Below are 23,077 nucleotides of genomic sequence, written 5' to 3'. Positions count from 1 at the left end.
ATTAAAGATCTTGAGCGTTTGCAATCATCTCTGCCACATCCATAACCTGAACGCTGTCTTCCTTTTCTGCATTCTTAACTCCATCTGTCATCATGGTGTTACAGAATGGGCAACCTGCAGCAATAATTTCCGGCTTGGTCTCCAAGGCCTCCTCAGTACGTTCAATATTGATGTCTTTGGTACCTGGTTCTGGTTCCTTGAACATCTGCGCACCTCCAGCTCCACAACACAAACCGCGGCTCTTGCAGCGCTTCATTTCTACGAGTTCTACCTCTAGTTTTTTCAAGAGATCACGTGGCGCCTCATAAATCGCGTTAGCGCGACCTAAGTAACAAGGGTCGTGAAAGGTAATCTTCTTACCCTTATAAGTTCCACCATTAACCGTCAAGCGACCTTCGTTGAGCAAGGACTTTAAAAACTGGGTGTGGTGCATCACCTCATAGTTTCCTCCTAACCCAGGATACTCATTTTTTATAGTATTAAAGCAGTGCGGGCAGGCGGTGACGACCTTCTTAATTTCATAGGCGTTCATAACTTCAATATTGGTCATGGCTTGCATCTGAAACAAGAATTCATTTCCTGCGCGTTTAGCAGGATCCCCTGTGCAACTTTCTTCCGTTCCTAAAACTGCGAAATCAACTCCGGCGTTGTTCAAGAGCTTTACAAAGGCCTTGGTGATCTTTTTAGCGCGATCATCAAAGCTTCCTGCGCAGCCTACCCAAAACAGCACCTCAGGCGTTTTACCTTCGGCCATCATTTGGGCCATAGTTGGAACTTTTAAGGTTTCGCTCATAATTATTCTTTAAATACCTGAATGGTTACGTCTTTTTCTACTAGATCGGTGAATTTCCCTTTGTAACGCGTAGCTTTTACCAAGTGATTGTCAATCCAGTGGTAATTTCCTCCTCTAGGTTTGCCCATCAATAGGCTGTGGAACTTAAAGCCGTGTTTGTTTAGCCAACGCTCCGTGACTTCACGATGCTCCTCAGTTCTCGAGGTGAAAAAACAAATGATATGCCCTTGATCGTACCATTTATTGAGTGTTTCTAAGGCATCCGGGAATGGCTCACAGGTTTCCATACGTTCGGGCTCCTCATTGGGAACATCCTCTGTGATGGTTCCATCTATATCGATCAAATAATTTTTAATTCCTTCGGGCAGGATTGGGCTTACATGTTCTCCTGCATCTAATTTTTGTTGGAGTAATTTATCTACGTCTTCCTTCTTCATTGTTTAGTTTTGAGAAATCCTTTTTAGCTATCCGGATAAACAAGGCCAAACGGCGCTCGCCTTCCTCTATTCTGTTTTCTGGGGCATAACGTTGGTCATAGGTCATGCTCCAAGCTTGTTTTTTAATTACGTCTACCTGCTGCTCGTTGCAATAATCACAGAAGACTTTAGTAACATCTATTTTTTGTGGATGACTGCCTATGTAATTGATCACGGTGTACCCTATGATCTGTAGGGAATCCTGACGGTAACTTTGGGAATAGGCCAAAGCCCCGATACAGACAAAGAGTAGTGTGAGCAACCATTTATTCATTCACCCAGTTTAGTCGGTCCATTTGGTTATACGGCCATGGAGCGCCATTGTTTTCAATATTGGTCATGGCTCCATTGAGCTCATTGCTTGCTGCGGATTGTTCCATAACCAAATATTGACGCATGTCCATAATGATCGAAAGTGGATCAATACTCACCGGACATGCCTCTACACAGGCATTACAGGTAGTACAGGCCCAGATCTCCTCATGTGTGATATAATCTCCTAGAAGCTGTTTACCATCTTCCTGGAATGAACCGTTCTTATCAATATTCTTTCCTACCTCTTGCAAACGATCACGCGTATCCATCATGATCTTACGAGGCGATAATTTTTTTCCAGTTTGATTCGCCGGACACTCACTGGTACAACGACCGCATTCTGTACATGTGTATGCATTGAGCAATTGTGTGCGTGAAAGATCCATCACATCACTAGCTCCAAATTTAGCAGGTGTTTCCTCCTCCGCTCCAGGATCTGGTGCAGCAAAAGGATCTGCATTGGGATCCATCATGAGTTTCACCTCATTGGTCACTGCCTCTAAATTCGCAAATTGCCCTTTTGGGGTCACTTTACCATAAAAGGTATTTGGGAACGCCAATAAAATGTGTAGGTGCTTTGAGAAATACAGGTAATTCAAAAAGATCAGAATCCCGATGATGTGCAACCACCAAGCTGTGCGTTCTAATAAGATAAGACTGGATTCACTCATGCCCTCGAAAAGCGGAGCAATAAAACTACTTACCGGATAGCTTCCTGCTGCTGTGTAATGCGCAGCGCCTAATTGTTGTAAGTTCAAATCCGCAGCATTCATGGTCAAAAACAAAACCATAAGCACTACTTCAAAGTATAAGATGATGTTGGCGTCATTCTTTGGCCAGCCCTTCATCTCTGGGCTCATAAAGCGTTTGATGCGCTGAACATTTCTGCGGATCCAAAAAACGATTACTCCAACCAATACCAACAAGGCTAGGATTTCAAAAGTTCCAATCAAGAAATCGTATAAACCACCTAAAAAGGCAAAGATTCGATGGGTTCCAAAAATTCCATCAATGATGATCTCCAAGACTTCAATATTGATCACCACAAATCCAATATACACCACAAAGTGCAACAAACCAGCCACAGGTCTGACGACCATTTTAGATTGCCCCATAGCAATTCGGGCCATATTGCCCCAACGCTCTTTATTGTGATCTCCGTAGTCAACTTCTCGCCCCAATTTAATGTTGCGGATAACTTTACGAATGTTTAGCGTAAAATAGCCAATGCCCAAAACAAGGGCAATCACAAAGAGAATGTTCGGTAGGTATTCCATAAGTTAGTTGTCGTCTGGCTCCTCCTCCGTGGGTTCGTACTCTTTAGCACGCTTTCCAAACAAAGAGAAGTGCACATAGCGCTTCGGATTGAGTTTCATATCCTCCAGCAATTGTTCCAGTTGCCCGGAAGCTCCTGCTAGATTGTTGTATAGTTCGTCGTCTTTTAAAAGTTTCCCCATGCTGCCCTCACCATTTTCAATGGCAGCCATAATACCGTTGACATCATTTATGGTCTCCTCAAGAGTGAGCACCATGCGGTTGATCTCCAGCTTAGCCAGAGAATCAGAGAGTACAGCTACGTTAGCTGCTGTTTTGTCTAAGTTTGTAAAAGTGCGATCCAGTTTGGCGCGATTCTCTTTGATCATGCCGTTGAGTTCTGCGGAAGCGCTCTGGAAAGAACTCGCTGTGGCATTGAGCTTTTGCAACGTCTCTTGCAACGCGCGTTGCCCCTCTGCATCTAAGACGTTGTTGAGACCAACTAGAATGGTGTCCAATTGTTCCAAGCTGAAGTTTACTTTTTGCTCGATAGGTAAAAGTCTATCAGAAACTGCATCCATCATGCCTTGTTCCAGCTCGCCGTCCAACATATCGCCGCTTTTGGCCAGTGGTGCATCAGAAAAATCAGGAATGATCGCTAAGGAACGTCCACCGATCAGTCCGCCGCTAAAGATCTTAGCCACACTTTTGTTTGAGAACTCAAAATCTGTAGCTACAGAGAACTTGACCAGCAATTCTCCCTGTTCGCCTTGAAGCTGAATATCAAGCACTTTGCCTACATCCAAACCATTGATAGAAACCGGAGCGGAAACAGCCAATCCACCTACATGCGGATAGGTTGCATAAAAGATGCGTTCATTCTCTAGAAGATTCGAGCCTTTAAGGTAGTTAAACCCAAAGAATGCCAATAGCAAAAATACTACGGCAAGGATACCTGTTTTTAGTTCTCTGGAAAGTTTCAAAAAGTGCGTTTTTTGGGTTTAAACAAAGGTAGAAATAAATTCAAAACCGCTAGGGGCTAATTGGATTTAATAATCGTGGAGAGTTTTTGCTTTTTCCCATCCTTGAAAGCTACAATATAGCAAGAGGCATAGCCTTTCTCTTGGGCAAAGGTTTTCATGAGCAGTATCTTGTTGTAATCCGAGGTTTCTCCGTAGTAATACTTATATAAATTTCCCTCTTTACTGCGACTCAATTCGCGTAAGCCCTTAAAGTTATATGGCTGTAGTTCAAGCTCTTTGCTACTGGCAGCCAACTGCACCTTAAAGGTCACACCTTCATAGATGTTTTCCTCTGTGGTTGCAATGGCAGTCTCAATTTCTTTTTCAGTAATCTCCGGATCTTGACTGTCCTGTGTAGCCAGTAGAATGCTTTTCTTGTAAGACATGATAGCTTCACTAATGGATTTGGCCATCTCTGTCTTTCCTTTGCTAGAGTTCAAATAAGCTCCCTCTTGTTTATTGGTAATAAATCCAGTTTCAATCAATACACTGGGCATGTAGCTTTGGTGTAAAACGATGAAACCAGCTTGTTTTACACTGCGGTCTTTACGTCCTAATTGATTCACTAAATTATTTTGAACCAAACTGGCTAGCATGATGCTTTGATCCAAATACTCTTCCTGCATTAAAGTCAGACCAATAAAGGATTCTGGGGAGTTTGGATCGTATCCGGCATAATTCTCTTCATAGTCTTCTTCTAAAAAGATCACCTCATTTTCTTTTTTAGCAACCTCTAGGTTTTGCTTATTAGCGTGCAATCCTAAAACAAAGGTCTCGGCTCCGTGCGCTTGAGAGGTATGTGCATTACAGTGTATGGATACGAACAAATCAGCATCTGCTCTATTGGCTATGGCTCCGCGCTCGTAGAGATTGACAAAAACATCCGTATCTCTGGTGTAAATCACCTTTACTTTGGGTTGTTGCTCTAAGTAAGCTCCGATCTTTAAGGTTATTGCCAAAGCAATATCGCTTTCTTTAAGTCCATTGTGGTATTTCCCGCTGTCTTTACCACCGTGACCCGCATCCAAAACCACCACAAATTCATCAGACCATACCGGATTCTCAAAAGATTGCAATCCCAGGGCACTGATAAAGAGTATTACAAATGTTAAAACTATTCTACGCAAATCGTTAATCTTTCTGTTAATAACGCAGCTTTTCACACAAAGTTGCGTCTGTTTTTTATAGGTTCGAAGCGGCTAAAGAACCACCGCCTCCTTACAGGTTTGAATTTAGGGCATTTTTAAAAGGCTGCCTAAAAAATTAATGTAATTTTGAGACGTCAAAAATTGAGCCACATTTTTAAAAATAATACTGCATTACCCCTATTCACCAAGCGACTGCTTTTGGTGATCGGATTGTTGTTGGTGATCTTCACCCCAACAGATGCTTTGGCTCAAGACCTTCCTGATTCTACATCCGTAGTTATTCCAAGAGCCAGCAGAGATACTGCACGCGTGGCTATGGACAGCTTGTTCACCCAACCGGTCAATATTGCGCAAAGAGACAGTATAAGCGGAGACAGCTTGGTTCCCGATCAAGAAGTCATCGCCGATGTGGTCGATTACTTTGGAAAGGATTACGTTTTTATCAATCGTAGGGAAAACAAGGTGTACCTCTACAATGAAGCTTTTGTGACCTACCAGGACATGAAGATTGAGGCCGGTATCATTGTCCTAGATTACAATAAGAATGAAGTAACCGCCAAGGGGATAGTTGATACCGCAGGGACTTATACACAAATGCCTGTCTTTACGCAAGGACAGAGCGAGGTGGAACCGGATTCCATCATCTTCAATTTTGACACCCAAAAAGCGCTTATATACAACTCCAGAACCGTTCAAAACGGGTTTAGGGTACGCGGGGAAGTTGCCAAGAAAGTAAATGACTCCGTGGTTTATATGAGCAATGTGCGCTTTACCACTTCTGAGAATGTAGACGATCCCGAGTACTATTTCTATGCCCGCAAAGTAAAATTCGTACCTAAAAAGAAGATCGTTACTGGCTTGACCAATATGTACATCGCAGATGTGCCAACGCCTATTGGATTGCCGTTTGCCTTCTTTCCGCTGACTGAGGATCGAAAGTCCGGGTTTATCCTTCCGCTTATTGGAGAAGATAACGATCGTGGGTTTTTCTTTCAGAACTTCGGATACTATATTCCCATTGCCGACTATGCCGATCTGACGGTTATGGGTGACTATTTTACCAACGGTAGTTACGGGGTCCGGGTGGAGAGTGCTTACCGAGTGCGTTATAAATTCAATGGTAATTTGAGTTTCCGATTTGAAAATAACCTGACCAGTGAACGTGGTTTCCCTGACTTTGCGCAGCAAACCATTTACAATCTGCGCTGGAACCACTCTCAGGATACCAAAGCCAATCCGAACTCCCGTTTTTCTGCTTCGGTGAATTTAGGTAGTTCGCAGTTCTACAGACAATCGGTAAACCAAAACAACACGGCCAACTTTTTGAACAACAACCTGTCCTCGTCGGTTTCTTATACGAAGGTTTTTCAAGGCAATCCGCAGATCAACTTGGCCTTAACCGCGACGCATACACAAAACTCTCAGACTGAGCAGATCTCCATGACGCTACCCACCTTTACTGGGAACGTTTCCCGAGTATTCCCCTTTGCTCCTAAGTCTGGAAGTAAAAAAGGCATTCTGCAAAACATCAACTTGCAATATGATGTGCAGGCGATCAATCAATACAACACCACAGACAGTTTGTTCTTTAGACCGGAGATGTTTAGAGATGCCCGTTTAGGAGCCCGACACACCATCCCGATCACAACGAACTTTAAGGTTCTGAATTACCTCAGTGCCTCAGTAAGTGCAAATTATCAAGAAACCTGGGTGTTCAAGACTTTTGAACAAAGCTTTGATCCGGAACTCAATGAAGGCGCGGGTGGCGTTGCAATAGATACGATACGCGGATTTGATTCGTACAGAACCTACAACTTCTCTGCAAGTGTAGGAACAACGATTTACGGTAACTTCCCCATGGGGCTCAAGAAAGATTCAACCACAAGGAAAATTCAAGCCATTAGGCACGTTTTAAGGCCTACTATTAGTTATAGCAACACTCCGAGCTTTGATCAGTTCTATGATGAATACACCGCTCAAGTAGCAGGAACTCCAGATATGGAAGAGGTTGTCCAATATTCGCGTTTTGAAAACACCTTATACGGGGCTCCTAGTAACTTTGCTTCTAGTAATATCGGTCTGAGCATAAGCAATACCATTGAAGCCAAAGTCAGGGATAAAGACACTACGGCAACAGAACCCAAAAAGATCATGTTGCTGAACAACCTTTCGTTCAGTACCAACTACAATTTACTGGCGGATTCGTTGAATTTGGCACCTATCAGTTTTAGGGGAAGCTTACCCGTGCTGCCCAAATTAGACCTCAACTTTGGAGGAAGTTTGGACCCGTACGCACTGAACAATAACAACCAGCGGATTGATATGCTCAATATTAACAATGGCGGGAGTTTGTTTAGACTCACGGATTTTAATATGAGTATGAATTACGCCTTTAACAGTAAAGACTTCTTTACCGGAGGTGCTACGGATGAGGATCGGTTAGACAATGAAACCTTTAGAAATGGAGGACGACCGGACGACCTTTTTGGTAACTCCAATGACTTTGGAAATAATGCGCGTAATCGGAATCAGAATGAAGACAAAGCAGATCCTACCGAGTTTCAACGATACCGCTACAGTTTCCCTTGGGACCTGCGTTTGGCCTACACCATAACCTATTCCAATAGGCAACGAGAAAATACCATATCCTCCCACTCCTTGATGTTTAGTGGTAATGTGGAACTCTCTCCGCGATGGTCGGTTGGAGCCTCGTCAGGATATGATTTTACCAATAAGGGATTCACTTTTACGCAGTTCCGCTTCAATCGAGATTTGGAAAGTTGGAATATGAACTTTACCTGGGTACCGTTCAGCAACAGGAGTTCTTGGTATTTCTATATCGGAATCTCAGCGGATGTGCTCAGCGACATTAAATACGACAAACAACGCCGACCTGATCAGCGCTTATAACTTGCAACATTATGGCTAAAAAAATCATCAATACTACGAATGCACCCGCTCCCATTGGCCCGTATTCACAAGCTGTTATGTACGGAGACCTTTTATACACCAGCGGTCAAATTGCGATCAATCCTGCCACGGGTGAAATGGTTATGGACAGCATTGAGAAAGAAACTCGACAGGTCATGGAAAATCTAAAAGCAGTGCTCACTGCTGCAGATATGAGCTTTGAAAACGTGATCAAAACCACCATTTTCTTAAACGATATGGAGCAGTTTGCTGCGGTAAATGCTGTTTATGGCGAGTATTTTGACGAGCAGAACGCGCCAGCACGTGAGACCGTACAGGTGGCGAACTTACCTAAGTACGTCAATGTGGAGATCGGAATGATAGCCGGACGCTAGTTATTGTTCTTCTTCGCTCCGAAGTTTACCGGACCTAAATCTGGGTCTGAATCATCTGGAACGATGTTGAGAGGAGCCTCTCCTTCTACAGAGATGTCTTTGTTAAAGATCTTTTTAACCAATTCTCTAAAGGTGTCAAAGTCTACGGTATAAGAGATTCCTGCACCTTGCTCAAAGTTGAGTTGTTCTCCAATGAATTGGATCTGCGCCTGACGGTTAAAGAAATTCATCCGCAGCGATCCATCTTCGTTGATCAACCATTGAATCTCCACATCTCCCGCAACCTGGGTATCGTTAACGCCTCCAACAGGAATACCCACTTCACCATTAATGATGATACGGTCTGTGATATTGGCCGATATTGACGTTCTAAATCGATCTCCGGTGTCCAAGTCAGGGCGTCTATCTCCAACATCATAGGCTACTTCAATATTCAGCTTAGAGTCTTTGTCGTTCAAAAGATCGTTCAAAACAGATCCCACAGCTTGAGAGACCACGCTTCCCACGGGATTGTCAAAACCACCGGCAGTATCCTGGAACTGATCAATGGCCAATAAGAAAATAGCCTGTTGTTCACGTTGTTCTTTAGAGCGCAGTTTGTCTGCAAGTTCATCTGCCACTACGTTGTTGGCTCTTGGGAATTCCACAAAGAAATCCAGCTCTGGCTTTAAGATTTCTCCGCTCAGAGCCACAACCGCATCTACATTGATCTTTCTGTTAGCGCCCGGATTATCCAGCAGTACCGAAGGGTTTGCTGTGGTTTTATAGCGCGCTTTAATATTGAGGTTGGCGCGTGTTGGATCTCCATTCCAGGAAATAAGACCGTCATCATCCACATCAATGGTTTTGGAGATAATGTTCTGATACTTAAAATCGTACTTCCCTTCTATCACCCGGAATTCACCCCACATATTGAATTTCCCCAGCGTATTGAGCTCTACCAAGATCAATCCCGCTCCACGACCTCGAAGTCTGGAGCCGCTCTTTTGGTCAATCACTACTTCCACCAAGGCATTGGAATTGATATCCAAGTCAAAGTTCATCTCTAAACCGGTGATCTTTTCTTGTTCAATGATTTCTCCTCTCAAGCGCGCAGCCTTCTCTTCTGGCGATAAAAAGCGGATATATCCTTCTTCTCCCAAAGCTTCCACATCACTCAGTGGAATATTGAAGACTGTATTGGGTTCCGTAGTGGCCAAAACGTCTATGGTCAAGGAATCTGTGGGGCCGTAAATATCTGTTTCTCCGCTAACAAAGGCTGTTCCGTAGTAAAGCGCATCCTCTTCAAAAGGAGTGTCTAAAACAAGCAGATTATCTGTGATGACCTTAAGGTTAAGGTTCCAGGTTTGGAAGTTTTGGTGTGAAACATAACCTGACAAAATTCCTCCTGAGTCGTATTTCGTATCCGTAAACGGAATGTTCCCCAGATCCCATCGGCTGCCATTAATAAAGAGTTCTGAGGCGTCGGCAAAGGCGTAATCCACATTCAATACCGGAATGGTCAAGCCAGAAGCATCTAAGGTGATCTTCCCGTTAACATCGGGTTTTTTATAACTACCACTCACCTGAGCATTTCCGCTGGCAAAACCGCGAATGTCCGTGATTACATCTGTTCCAAATGGCGTTAAGGCGCTTAGATTCAATCGATCCAAATTCACATCCAGATCAATTTGAGGTTCTTTGGGTCTTAAGTCAATACTTCCTACTGCGGATATAGCCTTGACATTACCACTGGTCAAAGCAATATTGACATCGTATTGGGAAAGATCTTGGTTCCCGGAGACTTTGAGTAAAAGGTCGCCGTAATACACCTCATTGATGTTTACATCAGAGATCTGCACATTGGAGTCGGGATAATAGAGGCCCTCTCTTTGCAAAAAGTTTAAACGCCCGTTGACAATACCGTGCAGGTCTAAATTCTCCACCACCGGTGTTATATTGCCAATATCAACATCCGTAAAATTCAGCTTGAAGTCCTTGTAATCACTCCCGCGTAAAAAGCCCGCCATTTCAATGTATTCATTGTCGTGATTCATCACTAAGGAATCAATGCTTACATCTCTAAAGTTGTTATCAAAGACGATCTTGTTGCGTCTGTTGTTGTTGCGATTGATGTACCAGACGTTCTCTTTAAACTCAATGGTTGAACGCTTAATACCTACCACAGATTTACCGTCTGGATTGATAGTGTGATATAAGGAAAGGTTGTATTTGTCTTTGTTGTCAAAGCCTCCCGTGAACTCCGAACGAATAAAAAGGGTGTCCTTTAGGGTGAAATTGATCAGCTCCATGTCCTTGAGGTCATAAAAGCCCAAATCCAAAGAATCTACTTGAATGTAGGTGTTGAACAGCGGGTTGTCATTGTCAACCCGCAGATTTACCTTTCCGAGGTAATTTCCATATACTCCTATCTCTGGCGAATTGAAGTTGAGCTTAAACTCTGACTCATCAGAAGAAACGGAACCTGTTACTTTAGAATTTTCTCCAAGCTTTATCTCTGGCACAAAAACATCCACAATTTTACTAAAGACTTCAAATTCATAGTCTAAGTACTGATTGGTGGTTACCTCTATGGGTTGATAGTTCGCATAGATACTCCCCACCCCATTTCTAAACAAATACGGCAGGTCCATGATCTTGAAATTCCCAATCAAACGGCCATTGATCACATCTGGAGAAATCACTTTGATCTCCCGCTCTTCTCCAACATTTCCTGCTTGTACGATCAGGTCATCAAAGTAGTAGTAATCTTCTAAGTTTTGATAAATGGTCTCTTTAAACTCGATCATTCCAACGGCGTCATCCACATTGGTTCCGGTCATATCCATGAGGATCTCTCCAGAGAAAATACTGATAGAATCCCGCTTGACCAGGTTGAGTTTATTGAGATCAGCATATTCTACATCCGCAGTAAAATCATAACGATTAATGGCAGCTGAAACATCGATCAGACCTTCAAAATCCATCTGCAAGTTCGGATCGTTCACCGTAAAAGCCCCGTTGAATTCTGGTTTTTGAAGGGTTCCAGAGACCGAAACGCCTCGGTAGGGATAATCCATGATCTCCAATTCATTGAGACGACCTGAAATGCTGGATTTTACTGTTTCCACATTAAATCCTTGGCCATCAAAATCTAAGGAGCCATCAACACTGCCAATGCTTGAAGTCCCGACAAAGGTGCCGAGATTGAATTGGTCCATCCGCAGAAAACCTTTGTAGGTGGCATTCTCTATCTCGTTGATCTGCCCCATTTCAAAAACGGTTTGCAGATCACCTAAGCCTGTGGCAATATAAACATCAGAATCGAGCGAAGTGCCCGTAACTGTGGAGCTTCCGTTGACATCAAAAACACCTAAACTTTGCAGTTCTTGAGGAAGATCGGCAAAAGTGTTGGGCAGTAAACGTTTAAGGTCTGTATAGCTTGTGGAAATTCGATGATTCTTAGAGTCAATACTAAACCCCTTCTCTGTGCTGAGTAAATTCGCGCCATGATAACGACCTCTCAAACGCGTTGAACGGAAACGAGTGTTGTTAGTACTGAAGACAAAATCGTTGAGTACCCCTTCAAATTCCCCAGAAACGATCAAAGTTTCATTACGCCCAAATTCATCATAAAAGGCGCGTAGATCGTTGGTGCTTACTGCGGAAGGCTGAAAGTCTGCTGTGATCTTTACTTTGTTGATGAAATCTCCGAGTTTATCCGGATAATCTAACATTACCGAAGCCGAGATATTGGAGTAACCCGTCTGTAAAAGCATGTCTTTGATCTCCATATGAGCAGGCCCATAGGTGTAATGTCCACTCATATGATTCACACAAACTCCGTTGCGTTCGTTGAAATAGATATGCTCTACCCAGAGGCTGACAATATCATCGTTGATCTTTAAGTCTTTAGCGTTTAGAATGAAATCCCGAAAATCAAACATCAAGACCAACTCTTGATTTTCATCGCGTATACGAATATGTGTCTCTTCCATATTGACCTCGCTAGCCAATAGCACAAAGGGTTCTCCGCTGGGCGGATTGTCGCTTTCAAATTTTTCTATAAAGATCATTAGGTTATCATCTTCTTCCCCCTCATAGGTAGTGAGGTAAAAATTCAAGCCTGCAAAATCCACATGGCCCAGATCAGGATTGCCTTCATAGAGGCTTTTAAAACTCAAGATAGATGCTGAAAGCTTCTCTGTAAAGATCAGCGTGTCCTCGTGATGGTCTTTGATCATCAATTCTTTAAGCACCACATCACCGTTCCAACCCAGTCCTACCCGCTCTATAGTGATGTTAGTATTGAAGTCTTCATTGATGGATTTGGTGAGCTTTTGAGCGATTGCCGTCTGAACGGGCGGCAGGGAGATCAAGATGATCAAAGACACCAAAAACAACAGCAGGATCAATAAGATCCGCAGGAAACGTTTTCGGTATTTTTTCAGAGCGCTCAAAGTCGTAATTTTGTAATCAATAAACGTACCACGTATTATGGCAAAGCCTACTTATATCTTGGGAATAGAGTCCTCTTGCGATGACACCAGTGCTGCTGTCATTGCAAACGGGAAAATGCTTTCGAATGTTGTTGCTACCCAGAAAATTCACGAGCAGTATGGCGGGGTGGTTCCCGAGCTTGCCTCGAGAGCGCATCAGCAAAATATTGTTCCGGTGGTACATCAGGCCTTGGTTCAAGCAAATATCGAAAAAAAAGACCTAAGCGCCATAGCTTTTACCAGCGGACCTGGACTGATGGGATCCTTGCTTGTGGGCACCTCATTTGCCAAGTCTCTGGCCATGGGATTGAACATCCCCCTCATTGACGTGCATCACATGCGCGCACACATTTTGGCCCACTTCATTGACGTTGAAGGGCAAATGCCTCCAGAGTTTCCCTTTATTGCTTTGACCATTAGCGGAGGACACACGCAGCTGGTGTTGGTTCACGACTATTTTGATATGGAGCTTTTGGGAGAAACTATAGATGACGCCGTTGGCGAATGTTTTGATAAGTCTGGGAAGATCTTAGGCTTGCCTTATCCCGGGGGCCCGCTGTTTGACAAACTCGCTCAGCAAGGGAATCCTAAGGCTTTCCCTTTTCCAAAACCTAAGGTCGGACCTTATGAGTTCAGCTTTAGTGGCCTAAAGACTGCGGTCTTGTATTTTGTACAGAAGAATACCGCGCAAAACCCTAATTTCATTGAGGAGAACATTAAAGATATCTGTGCAAGTGTGCAGTTCACCATTGTGGATTATATCATGGATAAACTCAAGAATGCCGTGCGCGATACGGGTGTAAATCGAGTGGCTATAGGCGGAGGAGTTTCCGCAAACAGCAGTATTCGTCAGGCCATGGTAGATGCTAAGATGGATTTGGGATGGGACACTTTTATCCCTCCCTTTCAGTTTTGTACAGACAATGCAGGAATGATTGCAATGGTAGGTCAACTCAAGTACGAACGCGAGAACTTTGCTGGATACGAGCTGCACGCCAAAGCGCGTATGCCTTTTACCCGTCCTGCTGAGATCTAAGTCTTTTTATACCTTTACTATATGCAATTGTTCTTCCAGCCCGATCTTGACTCCAACAGCACCAGCGTTGGATTTGACAAAGACGAGAGTCGCCATATAACCCGAGTTTTAAGGAAATCTACTGGAGATGTCATCCATATCACCAATGGTAAAGGATTGTTGTTTACTGGCGAGCTGGGATTGGTAGAACCCAAGCATTGTGAAGCCTATATAACCAAAGTAGAAAAGCTGCCAGCACTGTCCTACCGCTTGCATATGGCAGTTGCGCCTACCAAATCTAACGATCGATTTGAATGGTTCTTGGAAAAGGCTACAGAGCTCGGAATTAGTACCATTACGCCCTTGCTTTGTGATCACAGCGAGCGCAAGCAGATCAATTGGGAACGCTACAATAAGATCGTGGTGAGTGCCATGAAACAATCGCTGCAAACTTATTTACCCGAGCTTAATGAGCTCACTGCGTTCAAAGACTTTGTTAGCAACCAAGCCAAGCTTAAAGGTTTGAAAGCCATTGCGCATTGTGAAGATGGCGCTAAAGAGCCGCTAAAAGATCTGGTCAATAATGAGCAGCAACAAATCGATGTCTTGATCCTTATAGGCCCCGAAGGCGACTTTAGCACAGAAGAGATCGCCTTTGCTGCCGAGGCCGGTTTTGTCCCGGTATCTTTAGGAACCCAGCGCTTACGCACAGAGACCGCTGCGATTGCAGCCTGTCACACCCTAGCCTTGCACCACGGATAAAAATTGAAACCCAGAGCCGAAGCCCCGGGTTTCGCTAACCAACCTTGATTCAAAAAAATTGAAAAAAAGTATCATTGTTTGGTCCACTGGAGGGTTACATCAGGGGAACCTTCTCCACAGGCATCGGTAATATCATCCTGAAAGGTTAAGGTAAAACTGCTGTCGTCTCCAGAAATATACATTCCATTACCCCCCACTCCTGGACCCAAGAATATGGAGTTGCCGCTACAAGCGGTAAAAGTGAATTGCTCATCGGCAAAGATCACCTCCTCACAGACAAAATCCATCACATAAGAAGTAAGGTTATCTAAGCCTACAGAAGCTACATAAAAGGCTTCAAATGCACGTTGATTTGGCCCCGTCAAAGTCACTCCTAAGGCAGCCTCAGAAGTGGATTGATCAAAGAGCGTTAACACCACACCACCCCCATCTGGGTCAAAAGTATCCAAGCCAAATATGGTCGGTGTCACTTGTTCCACTAAATAGTCTCCGGTAAATGCACCTGGTTCTACTGGGCAAGTAATGAATATCCTAATAGTAAGAGAACTAGCAACAACCACCTCACCAGAAGCTTCAATACTCACAATCACCTCTTCTGTAGGGATCTGCTCTCCCAAAGGGTCTATTCCGGAGATGGTAAAACTCCCTTGATAGGCATTTGCAGGAATGGTGAAACTGCTTGGGATATTATAGTATTCTGCCCCTAAATCAGCGGGTGCGTTTATAGATAAATTAAAGTTTCGATCCAAAGGCGCACGGGTGGAACTGTTCACCACCACTTCTGCCGTTCCAGAATCGTTAATCAGAATGGCGAGTTCCACAGTAGAATTCGCAAAACTGAGTAGGGTCTGACCGTTATCCGGATCAAACAGGATACGGTCCTTATCGGAATCGCAGGCGGTAAATGCCACGCAATTCAACAGTATTAAGATGATATACTTTTTCATGATTGCTACATTTAATTGGTGTCATAACCAGGGTTCTGTTCAATATTCGGGTTCACATCGATCTCTGCCTGAGGGATCGGCAAAGTGAACTTGAAGTCCGTAGGCAGGAGTTCGCAAGGCGTAGGTCCACCGCAGTCGGCATCGTTACGTACGATTCCCAAACCTGTGATATCACGGGTTCTTCTCAGATCAATAAATCGATGCCCTTCATAGGCTAATTCTTTGCGTCGCTCACTTAAAATGTCAGTAATGGCTTCGAGAACAGTGGAATAATTAGGAGCCGGCTGATCGGATCCAAAGCGCGCGTCACGAAGGGCATCGATGGTTATGGCTGCCTCGGCCAGCTGCCCCAAACGGGCTTGAGCTTCGGCTTTGATTAAATATTGCTCGGCCACGCGATACAGTTTGAGGTCATTCAACCCAAACTGTCCATCACGACCGGGATATTTCTTGATAAAAAGCGTCTCAGGAGGATTACTCACCGGATCAATGGTTCCGCCATCTTCATCATCGTCCAACAAAACATCATAGCGGATATCTAAAGGGTCTAAGGAATCAAAGAGTCCAAAAGACATCTCAAAGAAAGCACCTCCTGTACCTGTGAAATAGAACAGTCCTCCTGCTCTACCGTCGGCAACGGTACGTGAGGCCTTAAAGATCACCTCCGTATTGTCTGCATCGGCATACATATCTACGTATTGGGCTCTATCGGCTAAAGGATAGCTTGCGATCAACTGATCGGCCAAAGAGATGGCTTGCGCATTGTTCCCTCGATATAGGGCGATACGCGCCTTCAGTGCCGTGATAAAGTCCTTGTTGAGAAAGATATTCGCCGAATCCTCCAAAATGGCATCAGCGGCATCTAAATCGCTTAAAATACCGGCAAACACATCTCCAACGCTATCGCGCCCCGGAAGTTCCAAGATGACCACAAAGTCTATATAAGGTACTCCCAGGTCGCTGTCAGCAAAACCTGGAGCGAAAACCGTTAGCAGATCAAAATGCGCTAAAGCTCTCAAGGCCAAGGCCTGTCCTTCTATTTGCCTTAGACGATCTACCTGAGCCTCCGTCAAGGAAGATGAGTCTATGGTCTCAATGGCTTCTAAAACGCGATTTGCGCGATTAATCACCGCATAATAGCTGGAGTAAATATTATTTACCACGCCACTGCCTGCGTTTATGGTCTGATTGTGCTCAACGGTTCCTTGACCACCATTGTCTACTCCAAAGCGCAGATCGTCTGTGAATCTGGAGGAGAATTGGATGATCAGCTGCGGATTGTAGGCCGCATAGGCTCCGCTTAGCGCAAGATCAATATCTTCCGGAGTGGTCAAGGCGCCTTCTGCCGCTACGGAATCTACCGGAAGTATGTCCGTAGCGTCACGGCAGCCTGCAAACAGCAGGGCCACCGAGGCGATATATAAAAATAACTTCTTCATGATTTCAATTTTTAAAAGGTTAAGTCTAAACCAAGGGTAAAGGTTCTGGCGGTCGGGAAATCGAAAAAGGAAGATCCTGTATTGGTCTCCGGATCGAATCCACGCCAACGACTAAAGGTTAACACGTTCTGTCCTTGCATATAAATACGCGCTGCTGCAAACGGTTTCTTTTTGAACTGTTCTCCGCGCAGGGTGTAAGACAGCACAATATTTCTCAAACGCAAAAAGGAGCTGTTTTCCAAATAGCGGTCTCCGGCTTGAAACCTAAACCCGCCCAAATTGGGATCCGGCACATCGGTGATGTCTCCCGGCTGACTCCAAGCGTTAAGTACCGTAGTGCTCTGATTGGCAAATCCCGCTAAAGAAGGATCCTCAGTTACCGCAAGGGATCCGTTGGTACGGTACTGCTCCGCAGCAAAGCTCCAAAGACAGGAAAGTCCAAAGCCTTTGTATTGCACATCGGCACCAAAACCACCGCTATAGAGGGGCTGTGTGCCTTTGCCCAAGAAAACGGCATCATCTGGATTGAACTGATTGGTGATCTGCCCGTTGGCATCTAAATACAGCGGTTCTCCGTTAGCCGGATTCACACCTGCATAGCGCACCAAACGAAACTCTCCAATAGATTGGCCAACGCCGAGGTTGCCCACGCGCTCTTCTCCATCAAAAAGACTGAGGATCTCGTTGTCGTTGTAATTCACATTACCGTATAGGTTGACAAAGAGCTGCTTGGCTTCATTGCGCACCAAGGCATAATTGAACTCAAAGTCAACTCCTTTGTTTCTAAGCTTTCCGACATTGTCTGGAAAGGTGTTGAAACCTGAAGTCAGAGAAACGGGGCGAAAAAGCAAGGCATCGCTGGTGGTGTTGGAATAGAAATCCAGATTCCCACTAAAGCGATTGTCAAAAAAGCTGAAATCAATTCCAAGATTGGCCTGGGTGGTTTCCTCCCACTTCAGGTTATCATTACCAATAGCGCTAGGTACTACGCCCGGCGTGGCGTTATAGCCAATGGAAGGTGAAAACAGACTGAACTGTCCAAAGGGAATAAACAGCTCTTGATTTCCTACCGTACCATAACTGACACGCAAGGCAAGCTCATTGACCCACTCTTGTTTGGCCATAAAAGCTTCATTGACAATATTCCATCGGCCGGAAACGGCATAGAAGGTTCCGAACTCATTCTCATCTGGGAAAAAGGACGATCCATCACGACGCAAACTGGCCTGCAACTCATAACGCTTGTCGTAACGGTAGCTCAACACTCCAAAGTAAGAGAAGAGCCCGCGATCGTTCTGAGATCCAAAAAGAATGGGGATGTACGGTCTGGTTTCGGCTCCGCCTTGTAACTCTACCACTTGCCCAGAAGTGATCCCGTTGATTGACTGCTCAAAAAGCGGATTAAGTCCAAAACCGACAAAACCGAAGGAACGCACATGCCGTTTATTGTACTCGGTAAACAGCGAGGCCGTTACATCGTGTACATCCCCAAAGGTGTTCTTATATTTTAAACTGGCGTTGAAATTCAAGCGCAGATCTCTAAAATCACTTTCTTGGCGCGACCCTTTCAGGTCAGAATCCGCAGTAGGTGTAATTAAACCGCGTATACTCCCCGGCGTAGTGATGATAGTCCCGTTCTGTTGGCGGTAATCGGCCCCCAATAGGGCTCCCAACTTGAGGTTCTTGGCCAATTCATAAGAGGCGTCCAAGGAACCGATCAAGCGCAGTTCTTCTTCATTATCTGTATTAAAAGTGGCCGTATTCAATGCCAAATAAGGCGTATTGAGAAAGCCATTGGCTCCCGAGGCATTGATGGATCCGTCTGCGTTAAGCGCGCCGGATGCCACAGTACCAAAGGTGTTCAGGCTTCCGTCGGCATTAAAGGCGTCCTGAAACGGCAAACCGATATAAGGCACAATGAATGGGTTGTCCAATTGACCCCCAGTATTGCCTCCACGAGCGCGATCGACCACAAAATTACTCTTGCTAAAGTTCGCTGTGAATTGACTCGAAAGCTGAAAGCGATCGGAACGCACCTCATTGTTCGTTCTAAAGGTGAATCGTTGCAAAGAAGAACCCAAGGTGATTCCCTCCTGCTCAAAATAACCCAAGGAATTGAAGCTTCTGCTGTTCTCACTACCGCGAGACACAGCGATCTCATGAGAAATGGTCGTACCGTTTCTAAAGAAAATATCACTCCAATCGGTGTTGATCTGCGCGAGCTCTGCGATCTCCTGATCAGTCAGGCCGTTTCCGGCTCCTGTACCGATGAGTCTTTGGTATTCCAAAAGCTCACGGGAGGACAGCACGTCAAAGTTTGGATCGGGTTTTAAGGAAACCCCATATTGAGAACGATAGGTCAAAGTGAGCGGACTGTTGAACTTACCGCGTTTGGTAGTCACCACGATCACCCCACCGGCAGCACGGCTTCCGTACAAGGCTGAAGCTGATGCATCCTTAAGGACCTGAATGTCTTCAATGTCGTTGGCATTCAAACTGCGGAAGTTGTCTTGGTCTACAAAGACCCCATCAATAACAAACAGCGGTTCACTATCTCCGTTAAAGGAATTCACCCCACGAATGGTAATGGTTCCCTGTTGTCCCGGTTGTCCAGAACCTGTGGCTACGTTAAGTCCGGCCACACGTCCTTGCAAGACCTGGTCTAAAGAAGCAATAGGTACTTGCTCCACTTCTTTGGCTTTAACCGTGCTCACGGCGGCCGTTGGATTCTCTAAGCCGTAAATAGGCGCTGAGATCACTACAGTTTCTAAGGCTTCGGACTCCAGAACCACATCAATTTGGCTGCGTCCGTTAATAGCGACTTCCAATGGCGCGGTCGATACATACGAAAACACCAGGGTTTGACTGCCATCTACATTGATGGTATACGTTCCGTCAAGGTCGGTTTGTACCCCTAAATTGGTGTCTTTGATTTGCACAGTGGCTCCAAACAAAGGAAAGCCCTCTGTGTCTGATACGGTACCTGTTACTGTTAGCTCTTGCGCCATCCCTAGCCAAGGGACCAACAAGAATAGCAGCCAGGCATTTTTCAAAATACTCTTCATACTAGCAAATTTTGATGAAACAAAAACGAGGCTTTAAAAGCAGCGATGCTCTTAAATGCGCTAGTACAAAGATTTAATGGAAACCCAGGTTTTGTGGGTGCAATGGATAAGAATTACCCTTTACCTTTTTAATGTTTACCTAAGCCCGTTCGGGCTTTACCTTTACCTCTTTAAGGGGTGTAAGCCTATGTATATAAGGCTTTTACGAATTGTGAAGGAGTAACCTCGTTGATCTTTTTGAACGATTTGTTGAAGGTTACCTTATTGTTGAAACCGACCTCGTAAGCCACATCTATGATGTTCTTCTCACGCTCTGTATCAGCTTTAAGAATCTCCATAGCTTCCTTAATTCTGTAGCTGTTGATCAGCTCAAAGAAGTTCTGATTAAAGTGCTCGTTAATGATCTGAGAAGCACTGTGACGCGTAGTACCTAAACGGTCCGCCAAAGAATCAAGGTTAATATCGTTCTCCCGATAGATCTTCTCATCATCTAACAATCGTATGAGTTGATTCTTCAATTCTAGGGAATAACTGTTGGTCAGGCCAGAGTTCTTGTATTTGAGGTAATTGGATTCCAAGTGGAAACCCATCAATACCTTTGGACGGCTGTAGGCCACATAGGCTACATACAACACCATTCCAGACATTAAGATCAGCTGGGAGTTAAAAATAAGTCCTGTGTTGATATCGGCCATCAAAAGAATACCGTAGATCACATACACCAAGGCATACAAGATCTGGAAGCCTACTATATTGCGTTGCCACAAATACAAGGGTGTTTGTACTTGAGTACGATGCGTTCTGGTCTTTAAGAACAACATTAAAGTCAGGGAAGCATAAACGATCAAGGAAAGGATCTTTCCTCCCGCCACAAGCTGTCCGTAAGGATTAGAGCTGTAAGTCCCTAAACCTAGCATCATGCGCAGCTTCTCTTCCGCAGACAAGGAATAGATCGGCAGAAACATAACCACTAAGGCCAGTGTTGGCAACAGGTGTAATGCATCAATGACTTTAGGTTTGTAACCCGTTTTGATTCGTCTGAAGTAGAAATACAAGAGCGGTCCATAAAGGAAGGAGAATACCGTAGACATGCTTTGCGTATGCGGTAGCTCAAAGGTGTAATTCATGGTGTACAATCCAACGTGGATGATAAACACCGAGTGAATCAACAAAAAGAAGCTCAGCAAGAGCGCTGCTAACTGATCTTTTCGCTTTCTGATGTTGATGATGAAGACAATAAAGAATCCAATAAGTCCAGAATAGATATAAAACAGTGCGATCCACTCAAACCGAGGTACGTATTGATCTACTAGAGATTGGTATTCTGGGGCTTCTGAGATGTAATTGAAGGAACTGTGTTCTACAAAATGAAAATCTAAGGTGCGCTTTACATATTTGTCAATGTAAATGGCAGCGGTCTCTGCATCGTTGGTCTTTGCGGCTTTAAATGCTAGCTCACGGAACATAAGGACAGAATCGATCTGAACTTCCTCTTGCATGTGGGCCGATGAGATCTGGGCAAAAGAAGTTGTGCCGCTCAAAACTAGGAGCAGTAGCACAATTGTTTTTTTGAATTTCGCCTGGATGGTTAGCATAGCCGAATTTTCTATTAAAGATAAGTCTCAACAAGGTAAAATAAAAGCGGATAGTACATCCCGATAAAAGTTTACTCGTAAACCTTTATCAGGAAGTTAGCGTAACTGCTTGTTTTACTAATATATAAAACAAGTGTCAAAAACGCTCAAAATTTTAACAACCGTAAAGCAATAAAACCATTAAACCTTGCAGGAACTTTTAATTTAAAACAATTTCGGCTAAAAATATCCTACATTTTTATCACTTTTTGGCATTTATTTATGAGAAAGGAAGCTTACCTTTAAACCATGTCTAAAAGACTCGCATATCTAATCCTCGCTATTGCACTTTTTGGTAATCTCTCTTTCACGAATGCGCAAGAGATTGCCGTATTGCAATACAGTGGTGGTGGAGATTGGTATAGCAACCCAACGGCCGTTCCCAATCTGGTTCGCTTTTGCAATCAAGAGATTGGAACGGTGATGAAAGATCGCATCAGCAGCGTTAAACCCGGAAGTATTGATCTGTTCAATTACCCAATGCTTCATATGACCGGTCACGGTAATGTTTATTTTTCTGACGAGGAAGCTGAGAATTTACGTGTATATTTATTAAGCGGAGGATTTTTACATATTGACGATAACTATGGTATGGATCCTTATTTACGCAAAGAGTTGGTAAAGATTTTCCCAGACAAGGAACTGAGAGAATTACCAGCCTCCCACCCTATTTTTAGTGTGCATTTTAAATTTCCAGAAGGATTGCCCAAGATTCATGAACACGACAGCGGCAGACCTCAAGCCTTTGGAATCTTTGAGAATGACCGCCTGCTGCTCTTGTATACTTTTGAAGCGGATATAGGCGACGGTTGGGAAAACCCGGAGATCCACAACGATCCGCCAGCAGTGCGTCTCAAAGCCTTGCAAATGGGCGCTAATTTTGTCAAATTTGCCTTTAATCAATAAAGGTGACTCAACTTACTCACGACCAAAATCCATTTAAGCCCAATAGCTTTCCGCTAGCCTTGCTTACAGACGGCGTACGCTCTCCAGCCAATATTGGCGGGCTTTTCCGACTGATGGACGCCTTTGGCATTAAAGATATTTTCTTGGTTGACGCTCAGGTCGATTTGAACTCTTCCAGACTCAAACGTACCGCACGTGGCACCGAGCGCAATGTAAATATCAAACAATACGAGTCCGCAGCTGATGCGCTACAGGATATCCAAAGTATAATGCCGCAAGCAAAGTTAGTAGCTTTGGAGATCACTTCTGACAGTAAAACAATAGACAGCTTTGAAGCTGATCCTACCGCTGAGTATATTTTAGTGCTTGGTGGAGAAGTTCACGGGGTAAGTGAGCCGGTTTTAGCCCAATGCGATAAGGTGGTTCACATTCCTATGTATGGTAACAACAGCAGCATGAATGTGACCCAGTCTGCATCTGTTGCGCTACATGTGCTCACTAAAAAGCTTTTGTAGTTG

The 23,077-nt window shown here is 44.3% G+C and carries 17 protein-coding genes; 6 read left to right on the top strand and 11 right to left on the bottom strand.

What is annotated here, in order from left to right:
* Position 1 precedes the first annotated feature (1 nt).
* The 6 genes from HRT75_RS08260 to HRT75_RS08235 are packed head-to-tail and all read right to left on the bottom strand — an operon-like array spanning position 2 to position 4,987.
* Entirely contained in the window at positions 2–793 is a 792-nt protein-coding gene (locus tag HRT75_RS08260) for a (Fe-S)-binding protein (RefSeq protein ID WP_291185006.1), read from the bottom strand.
* A gap of 2 nt (positions 794–795) precedes the next feature.
* Positions 796–1,230: a phosphoheptose isomerase gene (locus HRT75_RS08255; RefSeq protein ID WP_291185003.1), complete on the bottom strand. Its 435-nt coding sequence runs from the start codon at positions 1,228–1,230 to the stop codon at positions 796–798.
* Positions 1,208–1,543 (bottom strand): hypothetical protein, encoded by a 336-nt coding sequence (locus HRT75_RS08250; RefSeq protein WP_291185001.1) that lies wholly within the window; start codon positions 1,541–1,543, stop codon positions 1,208–1,210. Before HRT75_RS08250 ends, HRT75_RS08255 begins: the two co-directional genes overlap by 23 nt.
* Entirely contained in the window at positions 1,536–2,861 is a 1,326-nt protein-coding gene (locus tag HRT75_RS08245) for a (Fe-S)-binding protein (protein WP_291184999.1), read from the bottom strand. The genes HRT75_RS08250 and HRT75_RS08245 overlap by 8 nt, the downstream gene beginning before the upstream one ends.
* Before the next feature lie 3 nt (positions 2,862–2,864).
* Positions 2,865–3,821, bottom strand: coding sequence for an MlaD family protein (locus HRT75_RS08240; protein WP_291184997.1), 957 nt, complete (start codon positions 3,819–3,821; stop codon positions 2,865–2,867).
* A gap of 56 nt (positions 3,822–3,877) precedes the next feature.
* Positions 3,878–4,987 (bottom strand): N-acetylmuramoyl-L-alanine amidase, encoded by a 1,110-nt coding sequence (locus HRT75_RS08235; protein ID WP_291184995.1) that lies wholly within the window; start codon positions 4,985–4,987, stop codon positions 3,878–3,880.
* A gap of 147 nt (positions 4,988–5,134) precedes the next feature.
* On the opposite strand from HRT75_RS08235, the gene HRT75_RS08230 reads away from it, so the two are divergent.
* A complete protein-coding gene (locus HRT75_RS08230; protein WP_291184992.1) occupies positions 5,135–7,918 on the top strand; it encodes a putative LPS assembly protein LptD in 2,784 nt (927 codons plus the stop codon).
* A gap of 11 nt (positions 7,919–7,929) precedes the next feature.
* The gene (locus tag HRT75_RS08225; RefSeq protein WP_291184990.1) at positions 7,930–8,313 is read left to right on the top strand and encodes a RidA family protein; all 384 of its coding nucleotides are present in this window, start codon (positions 7,930–7,932) and stop codon (positions 8,311–8,313) included.
* Here the strand turns inward: HRT75_RS08225 and HRT75_RS08220 are convergent.
* The gene (locus tag HRT75_RS08220; RefSeq protein WP_291184988.1) at positions 8,310–12,752 is read right to left on the bottom strand and encodes a translocation/assembly module TamB domain-containing protein; all 4,443 of its coding nucleotides are present in this window, start codon (positions 12,750–12,752) and stop codon (positions 8,310–8,312) included. The genes HRT75_RS08225 and HRT75_RS08220 overlap by 4 nt on opposite strands.
* A gap of 37 nt (positions 12,753–12,789) precedes the next feature.
* Between HRT75_RS08220 and tsaD the strand changes: the two genes are divergently transcribed.
* Together tsaD and HRT75_RS08210 are read left to right on the top strand one after the other, a co-directional pair.
* A complete protein-coding gene (tsaD, locus tag HRT75_RS08215) occupies positions 12,790–13,827 on the top strand; it encodes a tRNA (adenosine(37)-N6)-threonylcarbamoyltransferase complex transferase subunit TsaD (protein ID WP_291184985.1) in 1,038 nt (345 codons plus the stop codon).
* Positions 13,828–13,848: 21 nt separating this feature from the next.
* Positions 13,849–14,568, top strand: coding sequence for a 16S rRNA (uracil(1498)-N(3))-methyltransferase (locus HRT75_RS08210; RefSeq protein ID WP_291184984.1), 720 nt, complete (start codon positions 13,849–13,851; stop codon positions 14,566–14,568).
* A gap of 71 nt (positions 14,569–14,639) precedes the next feature.
* On the opposite strand, the gene HRT75_RS08205 is transcribed toward HRT75_RS08210, so the two are convergent.
* From HRT75_RS08205 to HRT75_RS08190, 4 genes are all read right to left on the bottom strand, one after another.
* The gene (locus HRT75_RS08205; RefSeq protein ID WP_291184982.1) at positions 14,640–15,515 is read right to left on the bottom strand and encodes a hypothetical protein; all 876 of its coding nucleotides are present in this window, start codon (positions 15,513–15,515) and stop codon (positions 14,640–14,642) included.
* A gap of 11 nt (positions 15,516–15,526) precedes the next feature.
* Complete coding sequence (locus HRT75_RS08200) at positions 15,527–16,954, bottom strand: RagB/SusD family nutrient uptake outer membrane protein (RefSeq protein WP_291184980.1); 1,428 nt, start codon at positions 16,952–16,954, stop codon at positions 15,527–15,529.
* A gap of 11 nt (positions 16,955–16,965) precedes the next feature.
* Positions 16,966–20,019 carry a SusC/RagA family TonB-linked outer membrane protein gene (locus HRT75_RS08195; protein ID WP_291184978.1) on the bottom strand — a complete coding sequence of 1,018 codons (3,054 nt, stop codon included), beginning with the start codon at positions 20,017–20,019 and terminating at the stop codon, positions 16,966–16,968.
* 185 nt (positions 20,020–20,204) lie between these two features.
* A complete protein-coding gene (locus HRT75_RS08190) occupies positions 20,205–21,578 on the bottom strand; it encodes a helix-turn-helix domain-containing protein (protein WP_291184976.1) in 1,374 nt (457 codons plus the stop codon).
* Positions 21,579–21,902: 324 nt separating this feature from the next.
* Between HRT75_RS08190 and HRT75_RS08185 the strand changes: the two genes are divergently transcribed.
* Together HRT75_RS08185 and HRT75_RS08180 are read left to right on the top strand one after the other, a co-directional pair.
* The gene (locus HRT75_RS08185) at positions 21,903–22,559 is read left to right on the top strand and encodes a DUF4159 domain-containing protein (RefSeq protein ID WP_291184973.1); all 657 of its coding nucleotides are present in this window, start codon (positions 21,903–21,905) and stop codon (positions 22,557–22,559) included.
* Between the two features lie 2 nt (positions 22,560–22,561).
* Entirely contained in the window at positions 22,562–23,074 is a 513-nt protein-coding gene (locus HRT75_RS08180) for a TrmH family RNA methyltransferase (RefSeq protein ID WP_291184971.1), read from the top strand.
* Positions 23,075–23,077: the final 3 nt, after the last annotated feature.

The sequence above is a fragment of the Gilvibacter sp. genome, from assembly GCF_013214815.1.
Classification (GTDB): Bacteria; Bacteroidota; Bacteroidia; order Flavobacteriales; family Flavobacteriaceae; genus Gilvibacter.
Note: the sequence above shows the minus strand (reverse complement) of the source record. Positions and strands in the feature narration are given on the sequence as shown.